This window comes from Sunxiuqinia sp. A32 (assembly GCF_052690465.1).
This window is the reverse complement of the sequence record NZ_JBQYLI010000026.1, coordinates 1-24,817: the sequence shown is the minus strand read 5'-3', so window position 1 is coordinate 24,817 and position 24,817 is coordinate 1. Positions and strand designations below refer to the sequence as shown.

Sequence of the window (24,817 nt, the reverse complement as noted above, 5' to 3'; positions counted from 1 at the left end):
ATGGAACCCTTTTCGTAAATTTGGGTTACTATTATAAAGAGCTATGATAAGTTATCCAATTTCTAAAATCAACATTGGGCTAAATATTACAGAAAAGCGCCCGGATGGATTCCATAATCTGGAAACCATCTTTTATCCCATTCAACTTCAAGATGTACTGGAGGTGGTGGAGTCGGATGCTTTTGAATATAGTGCAAGTGGAATACCTGTTGATGGAGATGGGAAGGATAATTTGGTGGTAAAAGCTTACGAGCTGCTAAAAAGGGATTATAAATTACCGCCAGTAAAAATTCATTTGCATAAGAATATTCCCGCTGGTGCTGGTCTTGGTGGAGGTTCGTCTGACGCTGTTTCAATGATGAAGATGTTGGACCAGCTTTTTCAGTTGAAGATTCAGCCTAATAAGTTATTTGATTATGCACTTTCTTTAGGTAGCGATTGTCCTTTTTTTATTGATCCAAGACCTGTTTTCGCAAGGGGGCGAGGTGAAGTGTTTACGGATGTTCAAGTGAACCTTTCATCCTTTCATTTAATTTTGGTGAAACCTTCGGTGCATGTTTCCACTGCAGAAGCTTACAGTCAGGTCGAGCCTCACAAGAGTCGGCTGTCTTTGAATGGTTTGGTGAAGTTCCCGGTGACTAAATGGAAAGGAAATATTCAAAATCAGTTTGAGAGTTCTGTTTTTGCCAAACATCCGGAAGTGAAGGAAATAAAGAACAGACTTTACGATGAAGGTGCTGTTTTTGCATTAATGTCTGGGTCGGGTTCAGCAGTTTACGGGCTTTTTAGGAGTGAAAAACGAGGAATTGAAAATTCATTCCCAAAGGACTATCAAATATTTAGACATAAACTGTAAACCAGTGTAAAAAAAGGCCGATAGGAATTAAACTATCGGCCTTTTCTATATTGATTGCGTTGTGTTATTTATCCAACGAATTGCAAATTGCCTGATTAATTTTGCGAACCCGTGCTTCATCAATCTTCATTACTTTACGATCGTAAGTCATTAAGCCGTTTACTTCACCTTCAACATCTGTTGTCTGTGTATAAACACCTGCCGAGAATCCAGCTTTGATAAGCTTCAGTAACTCGCTGCCATATTTTACATACTCATCGGTAACTTCATCTGAATTCTTGAACTGGACATATCCCCAGTTTCTGTCTGTTGCCCAAAGATGATCTTCCAAGGCAAGTCCAATACCTCCGTATTCTCCAAGAACAGTAGCACGATTCGCATCATACAGATACATAGCTGGTCCTGGATAGTTGTGAAGGTCAAGCATATCTCCTACAGTGTAATGGTTACCTCCACTTGCTGGGTTTACCAAACGACTTGGATCATAAGCTTTTGTCCATTCAACAATTTCTTGTGTTTTAAATTGGCCCCATGCTTCATTGAAAGGTACCCAACAAACAATAGATGGATTTGAGTATAAATAGTCCATGATGCCCTTCCACTCTGCGCGGTAGTTAGCTTCTGATTCTGCACTTCTTTTTAGCTCTGTGCCATCAAAATACTGGCGATTTTGCCAACGTGGAGAACGGTCACCATTAGGCATGTCTTGCCAAACTAAAATTCCCAATTGATCACAGTAAGTATACCAGCGGGCAGGTTCAACTTTTACGTGCTTGCGAATCATGTTGAAACCCCATTCTTTAGTTTTGATGATGTCGTATTTTAAAGCTTCATCAGTTGGTGCAGTGTATAATCCATCTGGCCACCATCCTTGGTCGAGTGGGCCAAACTGGAACTGGTCTTTGTTATTTAATTGAAGGCGAACGATTCCAAATTCATCTCTTTTGGTAGAAATTTTGCGCATTGCAAAGTAGCTATCTACATTGTCGATAACTTTCCCTCCACTAATCAGACTAACTTTGATGTCATATAAGAATGGATTATCAGTATCCCAAAGTTTTGCATCAGGAATTGAGATATCAACTGTTTGCGTGGCAGAACCTTTAGCTGTGGCTATTTTAGTTGTACCATCAAAAACTTCAACTTCATATAGATCTTTATAATCAGTACCACAAGATACCAGTTCAATTGAAACTTTTGAATTGTCAATATCTGCGGTGGAGCGGACAGCTTTGATGTGCTTTTCTGCAACAGGTTCCATCCATACCGTCTGCCAAATTCCGGTTACAGGCGTATACCAGATTCCTTCAGGACGGCTTGTTTGTTTCCCGCGTGGTTGGTATCCTTTTTCGGTTGGATCCCAAACTTTAACAACGAGTTTTTGATCTCCGGACTTTGTTAGGAATGGAGTAACATCAAATGAAAATGGAGAATATCCACCTTTATGACTTCCAACTTTAATGTCATTAATCCAGATGTCTGATTTCCAGTCAACCGCTCCAAAGTGAAGAAGAATCTTTTTGTTTTTCCAATTAGAAGGAACTGTGAATGTACGTTTATACCATAGTTCATTTTCGTCTCCAACAGTTTTCATTACTCCTGAAAGACTTGATTCTGCAGCAAAAGGAACAAGTATTTGCCCATCGAAGCTGCTTGGTTCAGCTGAACCAGCTTTCAGAATTGCATAATCCCAAAGACCATTAAGGTTTTTCCAGTCAGATCTCTCCATAATTGGCCTTGGATATTCGGGTAAAACATTGTTTACATCAATTTCTTCGGCCCATTTTGTTTTAATTTTGTCTCCGGCAGGTGCCCATTGAGCAAAGGTGTTTGTTAAAATTAGTGCTAATACAAGTAATAGTGATACTTTCTTCATTTCTCTGAAAATTTATTAGATTTATATAGATTGCATTCAACTTAGTTGCTGAATAGTTCTACTTAAAATACAGATTTAGGGGACATTTTACTCATTTATTTGGTGCTAAAAATTTGTCATCACCTATTGTAGGGGCAGTATTTATTTTTATCATCCCTAGAATTAAGAAAAATTAAGTGTGTATGTTTCTCTTCTTGGTCGTATCAATCCTTAATATAGCGAAGTTTATTATTGAGAAAATCAACTTAGTAAATATATAATAAATCCATAATTCTTATTCATGGTTTAATATTGATGGTTGAAAAATAATTTTAACTTTACATTCAAGTGATGAATTATTTCTCGCAAAAAATTCCATTTTATGAATTTTGAAATGAATGATGATTATCAGCTTTGGGAGCGATTTAAGAAGGGAGATAGGGAGGCTTTTTATCATTTGTATGATTCTTACGTAGATGTTCTATATGGATTTGGTAAGCAGTTTAGTAAGGATAGTGAATTTGTAAAAGACTGCATTCATGATCTTTTTCTTGATTTGCATAAGTATCGGAAAAAATTAGGACGAACAGATTCAATAAAATTATACCTATTAAAATCTTTGAGAAGAAAAATTCAGTTTGGCAAAATAAAGCATGAATTTGTGGGCATGGATGATACATTTGAAAGTATGCCTTTGTTTCAGGCAACAACCCATGAACAAACAATAATTGAATCAGAGAACAAAGAATTTAAAAGTGAAAAATTATCACAGGCTGTTAACAAACTCACTGATCAACAGCAAGCAATATTGTACTTAAAATTTGAACAAGACTTACCATATGATGAAATAGCTAATATTTTAGATATTTCGGTAGAATCTGCACGCACAAGCGTTTATAGGATTATCAAAACACTTAGGAAATCTTTAAAAGAAGACAGGGTTTCTCTGAATTTGTTTATTCTTCATGTCAGAGATAATCTTATTTTTAAAAATATTTCATTTTAGGTGTCTATGTTTTCTAACTTTTCTTCTTATAGTATTAAAGGATTAATTGAAAATTTTGAAAAAGAAAGTCGAAGATATTTTAACGAAAGAAAATATTTCTATAGAAGATATTCGAAATATTGATGATTTGGATCCTAAAAGTTTGCAGAAGGCAAACGATATGTATGCCTATCTGAAAACGCCAAAACATCAACTGTCAGCTTCCGAAAAAAATAAGATAAAGACTAAAATAGCGAACTCCGTTGCTCGGTATGAAAGATCGAGTGTGATAAAATGGTTTGCGGCAGCATCAATTCTAGCTTTTTGCTCGCTAGGAACATTTCATTTAGTGAAGAAACCATCCGTTACAGAGATCGCTAGTTACGCTGGAAATATTCAAGAAAATAAGAAGGATACGGTGACTCGATTGGTTTTAGATGAAGGAAGGGAAATCCAAATAAATGAAAATGAATCATTGATTGAGTACAGTGCGAAGGGTGAGGAAATTGAAATTGGATCAACTCAAAAGGTACATCAGGAATTGAAACCTATTGAACCAAAATTTAATACAGTAGTAGTGCCTTATGGAAAGCGAGTCCAAATTACATTGTCGGAGGGAACTCGTGTATGGCTGAATTCTGGTTCTAAATTTGTTTACCCCGCGATATTTAAAAATAAAACCAGAGAGGTGTATATTGATGGAGAAGCTGCATTTAATGTAAGTAAAGATGCCGAAAAACCATTCGTAGTACGATCCAAGTTTTTTAATATAGAAGTATTAGGTACTGTGTTCGATGTTTGCTCGTATGCTGATGATACATATTCTAATGCAGTTTTGCTGGAGGGGCAGATAAAATTGACCGAAAGTGGAAAGTCAATTATAACTTCAAAAAGTCAACTGATTAAACCCGGGGATATGGCTTATTTTGATCAGGATACTGAGAATCTTAGCGTTAAAAAAGTTATTCCGAATAATTATTTCACATGGAGGAATGGCTATTACGTGTTTGATGGCGAAAATTTTAAAGATATTATCAAGAAACTATCCCGTTACTACAATATAGAAATCAAAATAGAGAATGAAAAACTGCTGGACATGACCTTCTCTGGCAGTCTAGATTTGAAAGAGAAACCAGAAGACGTTCTGAACATAATAAGAAGAACCACACCATTTAAAATAAGAAAGGAGGATGAAAACAAGATAATTGTATTTTAATGAATCACTAAACTTATTAAAAACAAAAGCCTGCAGGTGGTGGAAACACCTACAAGCTTATCTCTAACTAACATCGCATCTGCGATATTAATCACTAAACGATGAACAAATTTATGAAAAAAAGCAGCATTTATGCTCATTTTTTCCATATAAGGAAATATTGTGCGCATATTTTAAGGTTTATGAAGATAACCGCATTACTTTTTTTCCTGGGGATTGGAACTGTGTTAGCCTCACAAACGTATTCGCAAAACACAAGATTCACTTTCAACCTGGAAAATAAAACGATGAAACAGGTTTTTGAAGAAATTCAGAAACAAAGTGAGTTTATTATTTTTTACAGAGACAGTCATATTGATTCTGATAGAAAAGTCACAATCAATGCTGACCATTCTACTGTAGATCTGATATTGACACAAGCGCTTAGCGGTTCGGGGCTGACGTATCAGATTTTTGACAGACAGATTGTTATTACTCCTGATGAGAAAAGTGAGATTGCAGTTAAAGCAATAAAACAACCTGGAGTAAAATCATTGACAGGTATTGTAAAGGATGATTTTGGATTAGGACTCCCCGGAGTAACTGTAGTGGTAAAAGGAACCACAAACGGTACTGTCACCGACGCAAACGGTGAATTTAAAATGGAGGCATCCTTGGGTGATACCCTCATTTTTACTTTTATTGGGAAAAAAACCATCGAAAAAATTGTTGATCAACGTAATATCTTCGACGTTGTATTATATGAAGACGATACTCAACTTGATGAAGTTCAGGTTGTAGCTTTTGGTACGCAGAAAAAGCAAAGTGTAATATCTTCGATCGAAACAGTTAAACCTTCCGAATTAAAGCAGCCTGCTTCGAATTTGACAAGTGCTCTTGCCGGAAAAATTCCTGGAATTATATCTTACCAAACAACTGGTGAGCCAGGAAATGACAATGCTCAATTCTTCGTACGTGGTGTTACAACCTTTGGATATAAAACGAATCCACTGATATTAATCGATGGATTTGAAGCTTCCTCAGATGATCTTGCGCGTATGGAACCTGATAATATTGAAAGCTTTTCAATTCTAAAAGATGCATCTGCAACCGTATTATATGGTGCGCGTGGTGCAAATGGTATTATCATTGTTGAAACGAAGTCGGGACGTGAAGGTCCAGCGAAAATAAATGTTAGGCTGGAAACGCACGTAGCTACCCCAACTGAAATGAACGAGCTACTGGATGGTGTAGATTATATGAGACTTTATAATGACGCTCGCATATCCAGAAATCCATTGCTCGGAACCTATTATAGTGAGCAGAAGATCCAATCTACTGCAGACGGACTTAATCCAATGATTTATCCCAATATTGATTGGTACGACGAATTGTTCGAAAAAACCACCATCAACAAGAAAGCCAACTTCAATGTATCGGGTGGTGGTCAGGTTGCTACATATTATGTATCTGGAAGCCTGGAAAATGAAAATGGCTTATTAAAAGTAGATAAGAAAAATAATTTCAATAATAATATTAGCATCAACAGGGTTCAATTAAGGAACAATGTTGTATTTAAGATTACACCTACTACTCGCTTAGATACTCGCTTGCAAGGTCGCTTTGAGCGTTATAACGGGCCACACACTGCAGCCGGCGATATTTTTAGAATGGTTATGTATTCTAATCCTGTTGATTTCCCGGCAGTTTATGAGCCAGATGAAAAGCATGAGTATGCGGATCACATCCTATTTGGTAGTACTTTTGTTAGAGGTATCTTAAAACCAAATCCTTATGCAGAAATGGTTCGTGGTTATGAGGACAGAAATGAAAGCTCCATCACTGCCATGGCCACGCTTTCTCAGGATCTTGATTTTATTACTGAGGGTTTGAAGTTGCAGGCAAAAGCATCGGTAAATACCTGGAGCAAATATTCAAGTAGGAGAACTTATTATCCATTTTATTATGACCTCGAGAACTACAATCAAATTACTGAAGAATATACGCTGTTTGCATTAAATCCAACAGGTGGACAAGCATTTCTGGGAAATGTAGTTCCAGGGCGAGATGCCAGTGCTCACTATTATTACGAAGGGCGTTTGAATTGGAACAGGGAGTTTGGATCTCATAGCATTGGATTAATGACAGTGGGTATGTTTGAAGAGTACTTGCTTACAGCTGGTAACAGTACATCCATTTACGAAACTCTACCAGAAAGAAATATGGGTAACTCTGGACGTTTAACCTATGATTATGACACTCGTTATTTCTTAGAGTTTGCATATGGATACAACGGTTCAGAGAAATTCAGTGGGGATAAAAGATATGGTTTCTTTCCATCAATTGGTGGTGGCTGGTTGATTTCAAATGAGTCTTTCTGGGCTTCTATGGAAAATATTATCAACACGATGAAGCTGAAATTTACCTGGGGTAAGGTAGGTAATGATGCCATTGCTCAAAGGCAGGATCGTTTCTTCTATTTATCCGATATTGCTAGAGGAGGAGGTGGATACACTTGGGGGGAAACCTTTAATACTGCATATAGTGGTTACAGGATTAATCGATATGCTAACCCTGATATTACCTGGGAAGTTTCCACTAAGATGAACCTTGGTGTTGAACTGTCTTTTCTTGATGATGCCTTGAAAGTTCAAGGGGACCTTTTTAAAGATGTTCGAGATCAAATTTATTTGCAAAGACAAAATTTCCCATCAACAGCTGGCTTGGAAGCATCCATTAGTGGAAATGTTGGTAAAGTAGAATCATGGGGATATGAAGGTTCCATTGATTACCAATATATATCCACAAGAGATTGGTGGATGACTGGACGCGCCAACTTTACTTTTGCGACTAATAAATATGTACAGTTAGACGAGAAAGATTATGCTGATGAATATTTGAAGCGCAAAGGACATTCAATTGGTCAATGGTGGGGATTGATTGCTGAACGTTTGTTTGTTGATGAAGCTGAAATTGCAAACTCTCCAAAACAAGATTTTGGAACCTATCAGGCCGGTGATATTAAGTACAAAGATGTAAACAATGATGGTGTTGTTAATGATAATGACCAGGTCCCAATCGGTTTATCAACAGTACCTGAAATTCAATATGGTTTTGGTCTGTCTGGAGGGTATAAAGACTTTGATATGTCATTCTTCTTTCAAGGGAATGCACGAGTGTCGTTCTTTATTGACCCAAGCGCTGGTGACGGTGGTATTGCACCGTTTGCTTTAAGGCGTAATGCACTTTCTCTGATTGCAGAAGATCACTGGAGTGAAACAGACCCGGATGTACATGCTTTTTGGCCTCGGTTGTCAGTGGATCCTTTACTGAATAACACCAAAACATCAACATGGTGGATGAGGAACGGTGCTTTCCTTCGTTTAAAGACGGTTGAGTTAGGATACAACCTACCTGAAAATACTTTCAAGAAAATTGGACTGCAACAAACAAGATTTTATGCGAGTGCTTCAAACTTGTTTGTTATAAGCCCCTTCAAACTATGGGATCCGGAGATGGGCCGTGGTGGATTGGGTTACCCACCAAATAGACGATTCAATGTTGGTGTCCAATTATCATTTTAATACCTAAATAAGATTAAAGATGAAAAAATTGAAAAATTTAATCATAATATTATTTGTTCTCGCCATTTTACCTTCTTGTACAGAGTATTTGGATGTGGTACCGGACAATACACTAACCCTGGAAGACCTTTTTAAATCAAAAGAGGAAGCTTGGAATGCCCTGGCCAAAGTGTACAGTTATATGCCAAGGATAGAACAAACTCACAGCTCCATGTGGACTGCAGGAGATGAATTTATTGGGAGGCTGGATTTAAATGACAATAACTGGGATCTTCGAGGAATTCGATTAATGAGAGGCCTTCAGTCCGTTTCTGATCCACTTATGGGAGACTGGTCTGGAACCTCGGCAGGATCTTCTTTATATGCTGGAGTGCGTCAGGCAAATGTTTTTTTGAGTAATATTGATAAAGTTCCGGATTTGACGGTAGCGGAGACAGCAGAATGGCGAGCACAGGTTAAGTTTTTAAAAGCCTACTATAGCTTTCTACTTGTTCAAAAATATGGACCGATTGTTATCATTGATGAATTGATTTCTCCTGATGCGTCCAAAGAAGAATTATTTCTAAAACGTTCGACTGTAGAGGAGTGCTTTGATTACATAATTGCACTGATGGATGAAGCTATTCCTGATCTTCGGGAAAAAATGATTTCGACGTTACTAGGACAAGTTGATCAGGCTGCAGCCAAAGCAATTAAAGCTCGTGTTATGTTATTCAGAGCAAGCCCGTTTTTTAATGGTAACGTTGAATATTTCGGTGATTTTACAGACACTGAGGGAAATCCCTTCTTTCCGTTGGAGTATGATAAAGAAAAGTGGAAAGATGCCATTGATGCTATTGATGACGCACTTAATACTTGTCAGGCAAACGGTATTGAGTTGTATACATACGATGCCCAACCTTACATTTTCGATCGTGAAGATTATATGGCCAATACAGAAAAAGTAAAACGGATCTATGATTTAAGAATGGCAATTACTGATCCTTGGAACAAAGAACTAGTTTGGGGATTTTCCAATATTGATATTTATGGTGGTTCTGAGTTGGCTCACTCAACAAACATGAGATTACCAGATGGTTATGGCGGCGGTATCACCAATACACCTGGTTATTCCTGGCAGTGGATGGCTTCAACCTACCGAATGGCCGAACGTTATTATACGGAGAACGGTGTTCCGATTGATGAGGATCTGAATTTTAACTTGGATAAGAAATGGGAATTAACTACAACTCCTGGAGCTGCCGATCCGGAATATCAGGAACTTCGCGGGATTCTGCAGCCAGGGGCTGAGACTATCAATTTGTATATGAATCGCGAGCCGCGTTTTTATGCCAACCTGGCTATTACAGGTGGTTACTGGCGTTCACACGGTGTTCGTATTAATACGATGATGTATGCTGGTAGCGATGGTGGATTCAATTCATCACAACATACAACTGATTTTTATGAAACCGGTATTGGTATCAAGAAATTTGTTCACATGGAGTCCAAGTCAGGTCACTGGGCAAGAACAGTGAAGTACCCTTATCCAATTATACGTTTAGCTGACTTGTATTTAATGAAAGCAGAAGCTTTAAACGAGTATTATGATGCTCCAAGTCAGGAAGTATATGATGCTATAAATATGGTTCGTGAGAGGGCTGGTGTTCCAAATGTTGAAGCTGTTTGGGCTGATGCAAGTATTGTGAAAACCGTCAATAAACACAAATCAAAGGAAGGAATGCGCAGTATTATTCTTGATGAAAGAGGTATTGAATTTGCATTTGAGGGAAGTCGATACTGGGATATGGTTAGAACGAAACGAGCTGTAATGGAATTTTCAACTCCTGTTTGGGGATGGGATTATACAGGTAATACTGGTGCTGATTTCTTTAATCTTGAAGTGAAACAAGCCAGAAGGTTTACCATTACTGATTGCCTGTGGCCAATCGATTTGAACGAGATAAATACCAATTCGAACCTGGTTCAAAACCCAGGATGGTAAGATGAGGTTATTTTTATTTACAACTAAAAACGACAAACAGAATCGTATGAAAACCATAAGAACTTATTTACTCATATGTACAGCATTTTTGTTGCTTGTATCTTCCTGCGAAGAGGAGAAGATGCATCAGGCAACATCTGATGATACGACCCCTCCAAATGCCCCCACTGGGGTGACATACAAACCTCTCTACGGTGGTGCACGCTTTTTTTATGAACTTCCTGATGATGAAGATTTGCTGAGTGTTGAAGCCATTTATACCAATAAAGATGGGGAGTCATTCTCATTCGCATCCTCTTATTTTGTAGACTCTTTGGATGTCTTTGGTTTTGGAGATACTATCAATTATAGTATCGATTTATTTGCTGTGGATCGAGCAGGTAATCGGTCAATTCCAATTAGTGTGACTGTTAAACCGTTAGAATCTGCCATTTCAAGAGTTGTAAAATCACTGGATTTAAAAGCAGCATTCGGCTCTTTCTTTGTTGATTGGATTAATGAGTTAGAGCAAAGCATCAATATCTACGTTGATTTCGACTATACCAAAGACGGAGAAGGAAAATCCTTTACGTCTGTGTTTTCGTCCAACCTGGAGGAAGATCGCCGATTTATAGAAAATCTTAATCTCGGGGCAAACGATCCTATCAATGTCACCATTAGGGTGTCCGATATTTATGGAAACATATCAGATCCGGTTGATATGGGAGAGATTCATTTGCTTGAAGATGGCGTAATTGCTAAAGATGGCTGGGTATTACCTTTGAATAGCGACTCCGTTGGTGGTATTCCTCAGGGATTTGGTGATAATGTTGAAGGACGTTTAGTAAGTGTAATCGACGGCATAATTGATGAAGGTAATAACCTGAACTTCATGCATACCGGAGGTAGAGGACGTACAGGAAATAGCTCGGATGGGAATATGCCGTGGAATGTAATCATTGACCTGGGTGCTCATTATGAGCTCAGTCGTATTTTGACTCACCAACGTCATATGGACTTCTGTGGTGACTTGTGTCAGGGACAGTACTATCGTGGAGAGAATGTTGGCCTTTATGAAATGTATATTTGGGATGATGACACCGAGGCGTGGGAGTTAGTTTCAGAAAATAAAATCGAACTTCCTGTTGGGTTAAGTGAACTTGAAATCGTGAAAAAAGGAAAAGCAGGAGACATGGCCTATATGTTTCCGGATGAACCTCAGTATACCAAGCCAACTCGTTGGTTCAGGTATCGCGCTATGAAAGGATTTGGTGGAAATTATACACTGGACAATGCAAACTGTTTATCAGAGATCACGCTCTATGGCAGAAAAGCGGGAAATTAGGTTCATAAACAAACAGTGATTTAAAGATTAAAATTATGAGAAACATATTATTGTTATCATTAATCGTTCTTGCAGGTTTCATGTTGTCATGCGAAGGAATGTATGACAAGCAAGAGCAATATGAAGGCGAAATTGTCTATCCGGCGAAATACGATACCGTTGTTGGGCATATCGGTTTCGAGCGAGTAGAAATTGACCTGTTGAAAGCAGGGCGTTTACCAAGCGATGAAATCAATCTTGGAAAAGCCAAAAAGACAAGAATTGAATATGATGACCAGATAATCGAAATTGATTCCCTGGTATCTTATGTCAATATAACTGGATTAACCCAGTCAAAACTCTATCGATTTAAAATTTTTACTATTGATGAGTTTGGAAATGAATCGGTACCACAAGAGATTGCTTTAATTCCATTTACAAGTTCCGATTTGGCTAACTTCGCAGTAAGCCCACCTAGGGTTTTGGCTTCGCCATCTGCTGCTGTTATTGATTGGCCAAATGGTATCTCGTCCGTTCTGATGAATTATTATGGTTTGACATTTGAGTATACTGATAAAGATGGAAATGTTCAAGGTGGTGAACGAGGCGCGAATTCTAGATTTTTTATTGGTAATGTTGAAGCAGGAAAACCAGTCTCAATTGATATGGAATACAAAATTGTTCCGATTGTCAATCGCCAACCAATTATGGATACTGTAGTATTCAATTCTGCACTGAATGTGAATATGCCAACAAGTTCAAGTGAATTTGCTCCTGCAGAGAAAGATATTCTTATTGCAAACGGAGTGACAACTTTTACAGCTGATGGAGTATCCTCTATTGAAAAGTTGACTTACCCGGTACATGCCAATTCTTTACAGGATATTTTTTATTTTCCAAATATTAAAATTTTGGATTTAACTGGAGGCGATCTATTCACTCTACCTGAGTTGCATTATGACCGAAATGGCGTTCAGGACGTTGTCGGTGGTGGCAGTTTTGCTCCATTTGTTCGCAAAATGGGTGATATTTCAAATGGGAATCAACAAGCATTGAAAGATCTCCTTGAGGCTGGAATCCTTGACAAGGTTTATTATGTGCCTCATTCAATGGGGTTGGATGATTTACTTGCACCTTTTGTTGAAAGTGGAGTTGTTGAATTAATTGAAACGCCAAGTTCAGTATTGGTTGATAATCAGTTTCATTTGGATGGACTTTTGCAAGATGGCAATTGGAGCTTAGATGTTATTTATCCTGCTACTGATGCTCCTGAAGGAGAAGGCCTGGAGAATATCTATAAAGTTATTCCTAGAAAAACCAGTGCCTCTTTTGTATTTGCATTACCAAAAGAATATTCGTTCAATGCTGACGAGTATAAATATTTGAAAATGATGGTTTACCTCCCTGCTGCAAGCAATTTTACAGGTATTTATGATAATTTTAGACGTCTATGGCCTAGGTTTATGAATAATATGTGGGCGTTTGGTGGTAACAGTTCCTTTGGTCAGGAATATTGGGAGCTTCCTCGTTTTTTCATTGAGGAATCAGACTTGGAAAATTGGACTGAAGTTACTATCGATATGTCGGGTGCTCAGGGTAGACATACCCGGGTGTTTGTAATAAATATCGGTGGTGAACCGTGGATTGATTATAATCCACCAGCAGATATTGAATACTATTTTGCTAATATTCGGTTTACTAAAGAATAATAACAAAGTAAAACTTGGAAAGAGCTCTCAATTTAATTGAGGGCTTTTTTTTGCACCTATGATTTCAATCTCGTTAAAAAAATGAAAAACGAATGAGTGTTTTTCAACGACTGGTGTTAATACTTTTGAAAAAGTATTTATTGAATTGGGTAGGTCAAGCAAGCTGGAGGTGCGAAAGTGAAATGAGATAAAGATGTTTTTATGTTGCTGTTATCCCGGTTGTTATTGAAAGGAGAGTACCTTTGGGTGTAACTGACAAGTGCGAAACAGTCACAGGATTCTGCAGTGATTTTTTGTCGAAGGTTGACGCATTCACTATGTGAACTTAGTTTTCCTGCAAAGCAGGTTCTCGAATGATTTGGCACTTTAGCCAGTTCCTGAAAGAGAAGAAATACTTAAGGAAGAGTTGAAAGATAATTGGGACGTAATCGCGCAAGTTCCAATTGGCGTTTAAAAAGACGAAATATAGCTATTCCTGTAACGAGATAATGGGGTGGTTTAGATTTTAATAGTTTGATTAGTAGTTTGGATACCAATGCAGTAAATCCTATTTGTTTAGGTTTGCATTGGTTTCATTAACTCACGAATAATTATGTGTATGAAAAGAAATGTGAGTCGGAGCTTGATAATTGTTTTGCTTTTTAGCTTCGTGTGGGGATGTAACATTCAAAATGAGGAAGATAATTCTTTGATGAACCCGGTGCTGCCGGGTGATAGACCAAATCCAACAATTACAAAGATTGACGATACATATTATGCTTCAGCAACAAGTAGTGAGTGGTCTCCTTTATTTCCTATTTACAAATCGACTGATTTAAGTAAATGGGAATTAATATCCTATGTTTTTCCTGGTGGTGCACCGGATTGGGCAAAAAATAATTTTTGGGCTCCGGAATTATCGTACGATGAAAAGCAACAAAAGCTTTACGTGTATTATACGGCACGTGACAAAGAAGCCAATCAGGTTTGTGTGGCAGTTGCAGCAGCTGATAGCCCGGATGGACCTTTTACGGATTTTGGACCATTGATTAAGCATGAAAATGGAGTAATTGATCCTTTTGAGGTTAGAGATGAAAATGGGAACTTGTACTTGATCTGGAAAGAAGGTTATGTAGTAGGGAAACCTTCAACTATATGGGGGCAATCAATCTCCGAAGATAGGACAAAGATTACCGGGGAAAAACATGAATTAATTCGGAATGACTGCGACTGGGAAGAACATACGGTAGAAGGGCCATGTGTGTATCGGAAAGGTGACTATTTCTATTTATTTTACTCTGCTGGAAATTGCTGCGATATTAGTTGTAACTATAAAATCGGTGTAGCACGATCTAAATCATTGTTAGGAAAGTGGGAGAAGTCGGACAACAATCCGATAATGGTTGATGGAATTAATTGGAAGTGCCCGGGAACTGGTAATGTTTTTGATTTTAAAAATGATCAATATTTATTATTGCACGCTTATCATACTAAAAATGGCGACTTTATCGGTAGAGAAGGAGTTTTATGTAAATTGAATTGGACTGAAGATAACTGGCCATCATTGGAGAATATTGCTTCAAATGAATTGAATCCTGAAATGATAGATTTTGAAAGTGACTTTTCAGGTGCTCTCGATTTGTGTTGGCAGTGGAGAACGACACAGAAATTGAGTTATGCAACAGGTGAAGATGGACTGATGCTCGCAGCTTCCAATGAGAATAATTCTATTGGAAGCATGCTGGTGCAGCCGATTAAGTCAATCGATTTTGAATTAAAAGCAACAATTGATTTAAGTAATACCGGTGAGAATGTGACTGGTGGAATTGCACTGATCGGTGGATCGGACAATAGCTATGGGTCTCCCATTGCGGGTTTAGGAATATCGGTTAGTCAAAACTTAGCAGAAGTTTGGGTAAACTCTGATGCTGAAAAAAATGTTATTGAAGCTGTACCTGTTTTAAAAACTAATGACCAGGCTGAAATCATGTTGGAACTATTTGACGGGCACCTTTTGCGATTTTCACTGTTTGATGGGAATTATTGGCAAACAATTTCTGATTCAGTTGATGCTTCATCTTTTGTTCCGTGGGGCATGGGGTTTCGTTTGGGGATCGTTTCTCAGGGAAATTCCGATGAATTTGTAAACATTCGTAAACTATCAATTAAGAACTCATGATTATGGGTTTATGTTGAACAACTTATATATTTTGATCTTTTTAAGAGAACTTTCCGGTATATTATGAGAGTCCACTTTTTGTGTTTTTAACAATTTAAATTTTTTTACTAATCTTTGTCTGAAATAATCAGACATTAAAATGTAGCATAACGAATTGAAAAAACGACCTGAACATATAGACAGGGAAATGATCAGAAGGCTGAAAAGTGGGGATATGAAAGCTTTTCAGGACGTTTTTACAACTTACAGCGACAATTTATACCATTTCACTCTTTCCTACTTGAAAGATACTTATGAGGCGGAGGAAATTGTTCAAGATGTATTTGTTCGTATTTGGGAGATTCGAGAGGATATTGATGAAGACAAATCATTTAAGAGTTTTCTTTATCGCATGACTGTCAATAAAGTGTTTAACCATTTAAAGCACAAGGTTGTCAGGCAGAAATATGAAAACTACTTATTGAATTTTGACCAAGCAATTAGCGATAGCCCGGAAGCACGAATGCATTTTGAAGAGCTTGAGAAGAAAGTTGAAACACTACTTCAAAAATTACCGGAACAACAAAGAAACATTTTCACCTTAAGTCGTATTTCGGGACTCTCCAATCCTGAAATTGCCGAAAAATTAGGATTATCAATTCGCACAGTTGAAAACCAGGTTTATAGAGCCGTTAAGTTTCTAAAAGATAATTTGAAGAATGAATATCTTTTTGTGATTTTTTGTCTTTTTTACAATTTGATAACAGTTTGATGTTGAGGGATTAGCAGGTGTTGTTTCTTTAATATTTAAAAAACGTTAAATTTTTTGTGAGTAGTGTGAGTGTTGACATTGTATTACTAGTGAAATGGAAAATAATTTGAACATAGAAGAGCGTTTTTCCCAGCTGATTAAAAAGTTCCAGCTGGGTGAGTGTTCTTTAAATGAACTTTATGAGCTGGAGACAATCCTTGAAAAGGAAAAATCAGCTGTTATTGTTAAGAATCACATGTTACAAGATTTGGAGAATCGAAACTTCGAATTCTCTGAGCAGATTTCTAACGAAGATGTATTTAAACGAGTTAAAGAACAGATAGTTAAAAACCAACAGAATAAGCAAGCTAAAGTCTTACCTCTATATGTACGGGTTGCGCGAGTAGCAGCGGTTATAATCGCTTCATTTGTTTTAGGAGGAGCTGCTGTAAAATTTCTTGAGTCAAAACCAATCCCAGAACGTATTGAGTACTGTGAAATCGTGTCTCCGATGGGAGCGCAATCTCAAGTTATATTGCCAGACAGTTCTGTTGTTTGGTTAAATGCTGATAGCAGATTAAGATATTCAACAAACTTTAATAAAGCTGAACGGAATATTGAATTGGAAGGTGAAGGTTATTTTCGCATTGCAAAAAACAAAGAGCTGCCATTTATTGTTGATGCTGATGGTTTTTTAGTTGAAGCAGTTGGAACCGAATTCAATGTTAAAGCGTATAAGGACGAAAAAACGATAGAAACTGTATTAGTGGAAGGAAAAGTGAGGTTGGATCATAAAACAGAATCAATCGCTCCGAATGTATATTTAAATCCCAGATATAGAGCTACTTTCTATAAGGATGCAAGTGATGCGAAGTTGAATAATAATCAGCCAAGACTGGTTATTAGCCCGAATGTCGACCCCCGACCTTTAATATCATGGAAAGATGGCAGATTCATATTTGTAAGTGAATTGCTTGATGATTTGGCATTGAAACTTGAGAGGAAATATAATTGCAAGTTTATGTTCGAATCAGAAGATATCAAGAACTACAGGTTCTCTGGTACTCTTGAAGATGAGACATTAACGCAGGTGATGGATGTGATTTCAAGCACAGCACCGATCTCATATAAAATGAATGGGAAAAATGTAATAATAAATAAAGATAAAAACAGAACAAATATTTTTAAGAAGCACTAAAAAAAATAGAGGGAACAGATTTTTGACCCAATCGTTCCCCCTACGTAATGAGTTAAATTTTAATAAACGCTGCACGGTGTGGAAACTAATGCAAGCGTAAATTGTGAAACATTTAACAAACCAAATGTATGAAAAAAAATCTAATTGGATTTGTTTTCCCTGCAAGGGGGAAGCTTAAAAAAACATTACTTGTGATGAAACTTACAGCCTTTTTTATTTTGGCCTTACTTCTGCAGGTAAACGCTACAGTGTATTCTCAGAATACCAAGTTTGATGGCGATTACCGGGGGAAAACTATTAGAGAGGTTTTTAATTCTATCGAAAGTGAAAGTCGTTTCCGATTTTTCTTTAACGATGATTTTACAAACATTGATCAAGTAGTTGATTTTACAGTTAAAAATGAGAATATAGATGATATTTTGGACAGGCTTTTTGAAGACTCCAATATCAGTTATAACATCTTGGAAAATGACTTAATTGTTATTACAACTTCAAAATCTGCTCAATCAAGGTCTATATCAGGTGTTGTAACCGATAAAGATGGAGAGCCGCTTCCTGGTGTTACTGTGGTAGCAAAAGGAACTGCGAGTGGTACAATAACTGATTTTGACGGTAATTATGCTATTAATGTTGATGTTAGTGTTGATGCATTGGTTTTCTCTTTTGTGGGAATGGAAACTATTGAAGTTGCTATAGGCAACCAAAAAGTTATTAATGTAACCATGCAGGAAGCTTCAATCGGATTGGAAGAAGTTGTTGCAATTGGTTACGGTGTTCAAAAGAAAGAATCATTAACCGGTGCGATTTCTGGTGTTACTTCAGATGATCTTGAGAGAGTTCATGCTACTACTGTCAGTGGTGCTCTTGCAGGTAAAATTGCTGGTGTTTCTTTCCGTATGCCTGATGGACGTCCGGGAGCAAGTGCAAACATCCAGATTCGTAATATGGGTAATCCATTGTATGTTATTGATGGTATTCAAAAAGATGCAGGTCAGTTTAATAACTTGGCTCCAAATGACATTGCCAGTATTACTGTACTAAAAGATGCATCAGCTGCGATTTATGGTGTTCGTGCTGCAAACGGAGTAGTTGTTGTAACTACCAAACGTGGTAAAAAAGGAACAAAAAATACCATTAATGTTGATGCTTACACAGGATGGCAAAACTGGTCACGTTTCCCTGAAACTGTAAATGCATATGAGTGGCAGCTTGGTAAAGCTTATGCTGATATGAACCTTGGAGGAAGTACCAATATTACTCAGAGTGAATTGGACAAGTGGAAAGAAGGTACAGAATACGGTTACCGTAATTTCAACTGGTATGATTTCATTATCCAACCTAATTCTCCACAGACTTCCATCAGTGTTAGTACTTCTGGTGGATCTGAAAAAATCAACTATTATTTATCGGTAACACGCTTGGATCAAAATTCAGTTTTGGGTCGTGAATTTACATTCGGACGTACCAATGTTCAATCAAATGTTGATGCGCAAATTACGGATCGTATTAAAGTTAGTGCTTCTATAAATGGACGTATTGAAACTCGCGATAATCCTGGTGTCCCTGGTGGAGATGACTATTGGGCTCCTCGTTTTGCCTTATTCCGTAACCGTCCATACGAACGTCCTTACGCCAATGATAATCCAGAATATGTGAACAATATTGGTCACATGGCAGAAAACTGGGGATTGTTGACGAAAGAAAAATCAGGTTACTGGACTGAAGACTGGCGTGTACTACAGATGAACTTTTCTGGAGAATATGATATCCCGGTTGATGGTTTAACTGCTAAAGGAACTTATTCATATTATATCGCTGACCGATTAATGAATGGTCACGAATATACCTATGATGCCTACACTTATTTTCCTGAGACAGACTCATATGAAGTTACTTTTGCTAACTTAAATCCATGGCGTGAGCGTGGAACGCATAAAGTATTTGAAGAAGTAATGCAGTTCCAGTTAAATTATGCAAAAGAATTTGGAAAACACAGCATTGCAGCAACTGCGGTTAATGAGCGTATTGAAAGACGCGAATTAGATGTTTGGGTACATTCTGTGCCAAAAACAAACGCATTGCCATTATTGCAATTTGCGGATATGGATACATATAATGATAGAGACTGGACTCAAGCTCGTATTGGTTACATCGGGCGTATCAACTATAATTATGCTGATAAATACTACATTGAATTAGCTGGTCGTCAGGACGGATCGTGGAAATTTGCTTCTGATCGTCGTTGGGGTTTCTTCCCATCAGGATCTGTAGGTTGGAGAATTACGGAAGAGAATTTTGCAAAATCACTGATGGGCGAAAGTAGCTTTGATTTGAAAATTCGTGCTTCATATGGTGAGCTTGGTGATGATAATGTTGGAATCGGTGACTTTGATTACCTGACAGGTTACAACTATGCTACTTCTACGGTAATCATGGACGGACAGATTATAAAAGGATCGCGTGATCGTGGAGTTCCTGTTACTTCTATTAGTTGGTATACCAGTAAGATTACCGATATCGGTGCTGATTACTCATTCCTTAATGGAAAATTGAGTGGTAGTGTCGACTACTTCTATCGTAAACGCGAAGGACTTCGTGGGCGTAAATATGATGTGTTAGTTCCAAGTGAATTAGGTTATAGCTTACCTGATGAGAACGTGAACAGTGATGCAACTATGGGTGCTGAAGCATCTATTTCATATGATGGAAACTTTGGTGAATTTAAATATGCTGTTGGCGGAAATATTTCCTATGCACGTAATAAATTCCTCGAATCCTATAAACCAACCTGGGGTAACTCATGGGATCACTATCGTTCTTCTTCGGAAGATCGTTGGACCGGACGTTATTGGGGGTACGAAGTTGTTGGTCAGTTCGAATCATTCGATCAAATTAATAGCTGGCCTATTAATAATGATGGTCAAGGTAATAAAGACATGTTACCTGGTGATTTGATTTATAAAGATATTAATGGTGATGGTGTGATTAATGGTTATGATGAAAGACCTATTGGTTTCCCAAGAGATCGCAACCCAATCCTGAACTTCGGTTTCAATATTTCAGCTGAATACAAAAACTTCGATTTGAAAGCAGACTTTTCTGGTGGAGCAATGTATTCATACGAACAAGGATGGGAGATGCGCTGGCCTTATCAAAACACTGGTAACTTGTTGAAGCAATTCTATGATGACAGATGGCATCGTGTTGATCCGTTTGATTTAAATAGCGAATGGATTCCTGGCAGATACCCTGCATTGAGATTCAATACTGGATGGCATAATAACTACAATAAGAACTCAACGTTCTGGTTGACGAACGCAAGATATGTCAGATTGAGAACTCTGGAGCTTGGTTATACTTTACCAAAAACTCTAATTGCAAAAGCAGGTTTGCAGAAAGCACGAATCTATGTGAACTCTTATAACTTATTATCTCTTGATAACTTGAAAAAGTTAGGGGTAGAGCCTGAGGTAATGGATCAAAACGGTTTACAGTATCCTCAAAATACCATGGTGAATGTTGGTGTTAACCTTTCTTTCTAACCATAAAATCGATTTAAAAATGAAAAAATTTCTTTATATACTAATCATGTTGTTTACCCTGGGATGGGGATGCAACGATGATGAATTCCTGGATAGAGAACCAACCAACGTCTTAATCGATGATCAGGTTTGGGGCGATAAGGCTTTGATTTTGTCAGTGGTAGCTGACCTATATGATAGAATTCCAGAGTACCAGTCTATTCAGAACTGGTGGAACTATGCAGACTTTGATGAAGCATTTGGTTCTGCATTCCCAGATTACTGGCGTCATAAGAATAATGGATGGGGCTACGGAGAATGGGGACTATGGAACTATAGTTTTATCCGTGAAGTCAATTTATACATTCAGAAAGCAGATTCTGAGTTAACTGAGAGTTTGCAAGCGGGAGATCGTGCACGCTTTATCGCTGAAGGTCGTTTCCTACGTGCTGCTGTTTATTTTGAAATGGTTAAGCGTATGGGTGGTGTTCCACTTATCTTAGAGCCTCTGACTTATGACTTTAGTGGAGATCCTTCCTATTTGGAATATCCTAGGGCTAAAGAATCTGAAGTGTATGATTTCGTTATTAGTGAGTTGGAAGCGATTAAAAATGATTTACCTGATGATGTAAATATTAAAGGTCGCGCTACAAAAGGGTTGGCTCTTGCTATGCAAGCCAGGGCAGCATTATATGCTGGTTCAATTGCAAAATATGGTGCAACAACTCCTAATGTATCATTACCAGGTGGTGAAGTAGGTATTTCTGCTGGAATGGCTGATGGCTATTATACCAAAGCATTAAGCGCTGCTGAAGAATTAATCAATAGCGAAACATATGCATTGTACCAGGAAAATCCGGATGATGTATCACAAAACTTTGCTGATTTGTTCGTGAAGAAATCAAACAACCGAGAGGTTATTTTTGTGAAAGATTTCAAATTGCAAAGTGGTAAGGTTCATGGGTTTACTGTGCAAAACCAGCCTTGGTCTGGAGCTGAAGATTTGGAAGGTGGTCGTTTGAATCCATCTTTAAACCTTGTTCAGGCATTTGAACTGTTAGATAATTCATTCGCAAAATTTCCAACAATGACGGAAACTGGCGAATACATTTTCTATGACAGTCCAAAAGATATTTTTGCCGGTCGTGATGCACGTTTAGAAGGTACAGTAATTGTTCCTGGTTCTAAATTCAAAGGGAAAGATTTGGATATTTGGGCTGGATATATTTTCCCTGATGGAACAATATTAACTGGTGATACTTACGGACAAAGAAAAGAATTGGGTGGATCTAATGTACCTGTAGTAGGTTATGATGGACCAATTGATGAACTTGAGTTCACTGCTCAGACAGGTTTCTATGCTCGTAAATTTATGGATCCTGCAACAGGTTCCGGACAACGGGGTTTGAACAGTGAAGTATGGTGGGTACGTTACCGTTTGGCTGAAGTATACTTGAATGCTGCTGAAGCTGCCTTCGAATTAGGCGACCCTGGTAAAGCTGCCGGTTATTTAAGCGTAGTTCGTAGAAGAGCTGGTTTCCAAACTGACCTTGTTGCTGGTGATATGTCATTCGACCGTATTGTGCATGAGCGCAAAGTTGAACTAGCACTGGAAGGACATATTCTTTGGGATATGAAACGCTGGCGTTTAGCTCACATTGTTTGGAATGGACAATCTGTTCCATTGACTGATAAACCATGGAAAGCTGACGAGGTAAGTAACCGCGTATTTGGATTGTGGCCATACAAATACTATGATCCAGGTAGTCCAAACCATGGGAAGTATATTTTTAAGGAAGTTCTTCCAAGAGTAGTTTCAAATGCCGACCGCTTTGTTTTAGGTAATTACTATTCATTAATTGGAGATGACATCTTAAATAACAACCCACAAATTGTTAAGAACCCTAATCAAAACTAAAGATGATGACAAAAATAAAATTTATAATATTATTGGGGATCGTAGCGGGATTTCTCTCATCATGCGAGTGGGATAATTACGATGCACCAGGAATAACCCTCGAGGGACAAATTATGTACCAGGGGGAGGCAATTAATGTTGCTTATGGAGAAGTAGGTTTCCAACTCTGGGAACCAGGATGGCAAAAAAGTTTCCCGATTGATGTTGCAGTTGCACAAGATGGATCGTATTCAGCTTTGTTGTTTGATGCATCATATAAGCTGATAATTCCAGCTTTCCAGGGACCATGGAGAACTAAGATTAACTCTGAAACTGGTTCTGACACCATCTTGGTAGATCTTACTGGAAATAAAACGTTGGATATTGAAGTTGAGCCTTATTACATGATCCGTAATACGCAGTTCTCAGCAAGTGGTGGAGACATTACTGCGACCTTTAAAGCTGAAAAGATCATTAATGATGCTGGTGCCAAAGATATTGAACGCGTAAACTTCTATATCAATAAAACCCAATTTGTTGATTTTCGCGGTAATTCAAATATTGCAAATGCTCAAATTGGAGGTGGTGATATTGCTGATCCAAATTCAATTAGTATGTCGGTAACTGTACCTGATATGGTACCATCTCAAAGCTATGTTTATGCTAGAGTTGGGCTAAAAGTTGCTGGTCGTGAAGATATGATCTTCTCGCCGGTTCAAAAAGTTGATTTATAATTTATGACCTAATATAATTTAGGGCTATCCATGTGTTTAATTTTCGTGGATAGCCCTTTTTATGTAATTTTGATTCATGTTTTTTTAATTTCCTAAACCTAAATTCACAATGGCAAAAAGAGTCAATTTTTTGTTTTCGATTATTATTGTTGTCAGTGGTCTTCTTTTGGGATCATGTTCTCAATCAAGCACTGTAATCAAAGAGACTTCACTTACCGAGTTAAGGGCTCCAGCGTATCCGCTGATAACCATTGATCCATACACCTGTGCCTGGTCTGAATCTGATCAGCTATTTGATACACCTGTTCGGCATTGGACTGGAAAAACACACTCTCTCATCGGAGCGATTCGTGTTGATAACGAAGTTTATCGTTTTTTAGGAGATATGGATATCCCCTGTGACGCTGTTATCCCAATGGCCAACTACGAAGCCTGGGAGGGTAAATACACAATGAATGAACCTAAAAAAGGCTGGAGCGAAAAGAAATTCAACGATGCTTCATGGACCGTTGGAAAGGCAGCATTTGGTACAAATGGAATGCCTGCCTTGTCAACAGCATGGAATACAAAAGATATTTGGGTTCGCCGTGAATTTACAATGCCGGATAACCTTCGGAAAGAGGATATATACCTGATTTATTCTCATGATGATATTTTTGAATTGTACCTGAATGGGAAACAACTGGTAAAAACAGCATACGAATGGCATAACAATGTGGTACTTAAAATTGATCGCGACTTGTTAGACATGGAGGGGGAGAATGTTATTGCTGCACATTGCCACAATCGCACCGGAGGTGGTTATGTCGATTTTGGCTTATTTCAGGAAAGCGAACAAAAAGACATCTTTGCCCAAACAGCCGTTCAAAACAAAGTGGCGATGTCTGCCACACAAACACACTACAATTTCACTTGTGGACCGGTTGATTTAAATGTAGAGTTTGTATCACCTTTATTGCCAGGTAACCTTGACCTGTTGTCCCGCCCTGTAAATTACATCAATTACGAAGTAGTTTCCACTGATGGTGCAACGCACGATGTACAGGTTTATTTTGAAACCACCCCTGAGTGGGCCGTTAACGAAGTTAGCCAGGAAGTGGAAGTCAGC

General features: G+C 38.0%; 15 protein-coding genes. 14 read left to right on the top strand and 1 reads right to left on the bottom strand.

Going from position 1 to position 24,817, the window contains the following annotated elements; all coding sequences use genetic code 11:
• Positions 1–43: 43 nt before the first annotated feature.
• Positions 44–856, top strand: coding sequence for a 4-(cytidine 5'-diphospho)-2-C-methyl-D-erythritol kinase (gene ispE / locus ACUNWD_RS19320; RefSeq protein WP_445589505.1), 813 nt, complete (start codon positions 44–46; stop codon positions 854–856).
• Between the two features lie 64 nt (positions 857–920).
• On the opposite strand, the gene ACUNWD_RS19315 is transcribed toward ispE, so the two are convergent.
• A complete protein-coding gene (locus ACUNWD_RS19315; RefSeq protein WP_445589504.1) occupies positions 921–2,732 on the bottom strand; it encodes a glycoside hydrolase family 2 protein in 1,812 nt (603 codons plus the stop codon).
• A 361-nt stretch (positions 2,733–3,093) separates the two neighbouring features.
• Here ACUNWD_RS19315 and ACUNWD_RS19310 point away from each other — a divergent pair, with 361 nt between their 5' ends.
• The 13 genes from ACUNWD_RS19310 to ACUNWD_RS19250 form a co-directional block, all read left to right on the top strand.
• Complete coding sequence (locus ACUNWD_RS19310) at positions 3,094–3,717, top strand: RNA polymerase sigma factor (RefSeq protein WP_445589503.1); 624 nt, start codon at positions 3,094–3,096, stop codon at positions 3,715–3,717.
• Between the two features lie 55 nt (positions 3,718–3,772).
• Entirely contained in the window at positions 3,773–4,912 is a 1,140-nt protein-coding gene (locus ACUNWD_RS19305; protein ID WP_445589502.1) for a FecR family protein, read from the top strand.
• A 182-nt stretch (positions 4,913–5,094) separates the two neighbouring features.
• Complete coding sequence (locus ACUNWD_RS19300; RefSeq protein WP_445589501.1) at positions 5,095–8,475, top strand: TonB-dependent receptor; 3,381 nt, start codon at positions 5,095–5,097, stop codon at positions 8,473–8,475.
• A gap of 19 nt (positions 8,476–8,494) precedes the next feature.
• Complete coding sequence (locus ACUNWD_RS19295) at positions 8,495–10,459, top strand: RagB/SusD family nutrient uptake outer membrane protein (RefSeq protein WP_445589500.1); 1,965 nt, start codon at positions 8,495–8,497, stop codon at positions 10,457–10,459.
• A 46-nt stretch (positions 10,460–10,505) separates the two neighbouring features.
• Positions 10,506–11,783 carry a DUF4959 domain-containing protein gene (locus ACUNWD_RS19290; RefSeq protein WP_445589499.1) on the top strand — a complete coding sequence of 426 codons (1,278 nt, stop codon included), beginning with the start codon at positions 10,506–10,508 and terminating at the stop codon, positions 11,781–11,783.
• Positions 11,784–11,818: 35 nt separating this feature from the next.
• A complete protein-coding gene (locus ACUNWD_RS19285; RefSeq protein WP_445589498.1) occupies positions 11,819–13,471 on the top strand; it encodes a DUF4998 domain-containing protein in 1,653 nt (550 codons plus the stop codon).
• A gap of 598 nt (positions 13,472–14,069) precedes the next feature.
• Complete coding sequence (locus tag ACUNWD_RS19280; RefSeq protein ID WP_445589497.1) at positions 14,070–15,629, top strand: family 43 glycosylhydrolase; 1,560 nt, start codon at positions 14,070–14,072, stop codon at positions 15,627–15,629.
• Positions 15,630–15,816: 187 nt separating this feature from the next.
• Complete coding sequence (locus tag ACUNWD_RS19275) at positions 15,817–16,380, top strand: RNA polymerase sigma-70 factor (protein ID WP_445589539.1); 564 nt, start codon at positions 15,817–15,819, stop codon at positions 16,378–16,380.
• Positions 16,381–16,474: 94 nt separating this feature from the next.
• The gene (locus ACUNWD_RS19270) at positions 16,475–17,557 is read left to right on the top strand and encodes a FecR family protein (protein WP_445589496.1); all 1,083 of its coding nucleotides are present in this window, start codon (positions 16,475–16,477) and stop codon (positions 17,555–17,557) included.
• 128 nt (positions 17,558–17,685) lie between these two features.
• The gene (locus ACUNWD_RS19265; RefSeq protein ID WP_445589495.1) at positions 17,686–21,099 is read left to right on the top strand and encodes a SusC/RagA family TonB-linked outer membrane protein; all 3,414 of its coding nucleotides are present in this window, start codon (positions 17,686–17,688) and stop codon (positions 21,097–21,099) included.
• Between the two features lie 19 nt (positions 21,100–21,118).
• On the top strand, positions 21,119–22,996 hold the full coding sequence (locus tag ACUNWD_RS19260; protein WP_445589494.1) for a RagB/SusD family nutrient uptake outer membrane protein: 1,878 nt from the start codon (positions 21,119–21,121) through the stop codon (positions 22,994–22,996).
• A 5-nt stretch (positions 22,997–23,001) separates the two neighbouring features.
• Positions 23,002–23,709: a DUF3823 domain-containing protein gene (locus ACUNWD_RS19255; RefSeq protein WP_445589493.1), complete on the top strand. Its 708-nt coding sequence runs from the start codon at positions 23,002–23,004 to the stop codon at positions 23,707–23,709.
• A gap of 109 nt (positions 23,710–23,818) precedes the next feature.
• A partial coding sequence (locus ACUNWD_RS19250) for a DUF4964 domain-containing protein (RefSeq protein WP_445589492.1) occupies positions 23,819–24,817 on the top strand: 999 nt, incomplete at its 3' end.

Excerpts from the sequence above, each read along its gene's own strand:
- ispE (WP_445589505.1), top strand. The coding sequence starts at position 44 with ATGATAAGTTATCCAATTTCTAAAATCAACATTGGGCTAAATATTACA.
- ACUNWD_RS19315 (WP_445589504.1), bottom strand. The coding sequence starts at position 2,732 with ATGAAGAAAGTATCACTATTACTTGTATTAGCACTAATTTTAACAAAC.
- ACUNWD_RS19310 (WP_445589503.1), top strand. The coding sequence starts at position 3,094 with ATGAATTTTGAAATGAATGATGATTATCAGCTTTGGGAGCGATTTAAG.
- ACUNWD_RS19300 (WP_445589501.1), top strand. The coding sequence starts at position 5,095 with ATGAAGATAACCGCATTACTTTTTTTCCTGGGGATTGGAACTGTGTTA.
- ACUNWD_RS19295 (WP_445589500.1), top strand. The coding sequence starts at position 8,495 with ATGAAAAAATTGAAAAATTTAATCATAATATTATTTGTTCTCGCCATT.
- ACUNWD_RS19290 (WP_445589499.1), top strand. The coding sequence starts at position 10,506 with ATGAAAACCATAAGAACTTATTTACTCATATGTACAGCATTTTTGTTG.
- ACUNWD_RS19285 (WP_445589498.1), top strand. The coding sequence starts at position 11,819 with ATGAGAAACATATTATTGTTATCATTAATCGTTCTTGCAGGTTTCATG.
- ACUNWD_RS19280 (WP_445589497.1), top strand. The coding sequence starts at position 14,070 with ATGAAAAGAAATGTGAGTCGGAGCTTGATAATTGTTTTGCTTTTTAGC.
- ACUNWD_RS19275 (WP_445589539.1), top strand. The coding sequence starts at position 15,817 with ATGATCAGAAGGCTGAAAAGTGGGGATATGAAAGCTTTTCAGGACGTT.
- ACUNWD_RS19270 (WP_445589496.1), top strand. The coding sequence starts at position 16,475 with ATGGAAAATAATTTGAACATAGAAGAGCGTTTTTCCCAGCTGATTAAA.
- ACUNWD_RS19265 (WP_445589495.1), top strand. The coding sequence starts at position 17,686 with ATGAAAAAAAATCTAATTGGATTTGTTTTCCCTGCAAGGGGGAAGCTT.
- ACUNWD_RS19260 (WP_445589494.1), top strand. The coding sequence starts at position 21,119 with ATGAAAAAATTTCTTTATATACTAATCATGTTGTTTACCCTGGGATGG.
- ACUNWD_RS19255 (WP_445589493.1), top strand. The coding sequence starts at position 23,002 with ATGACAAAAATAAAATTTATAATATTATTGGGGATCGTAGCGGGATTT.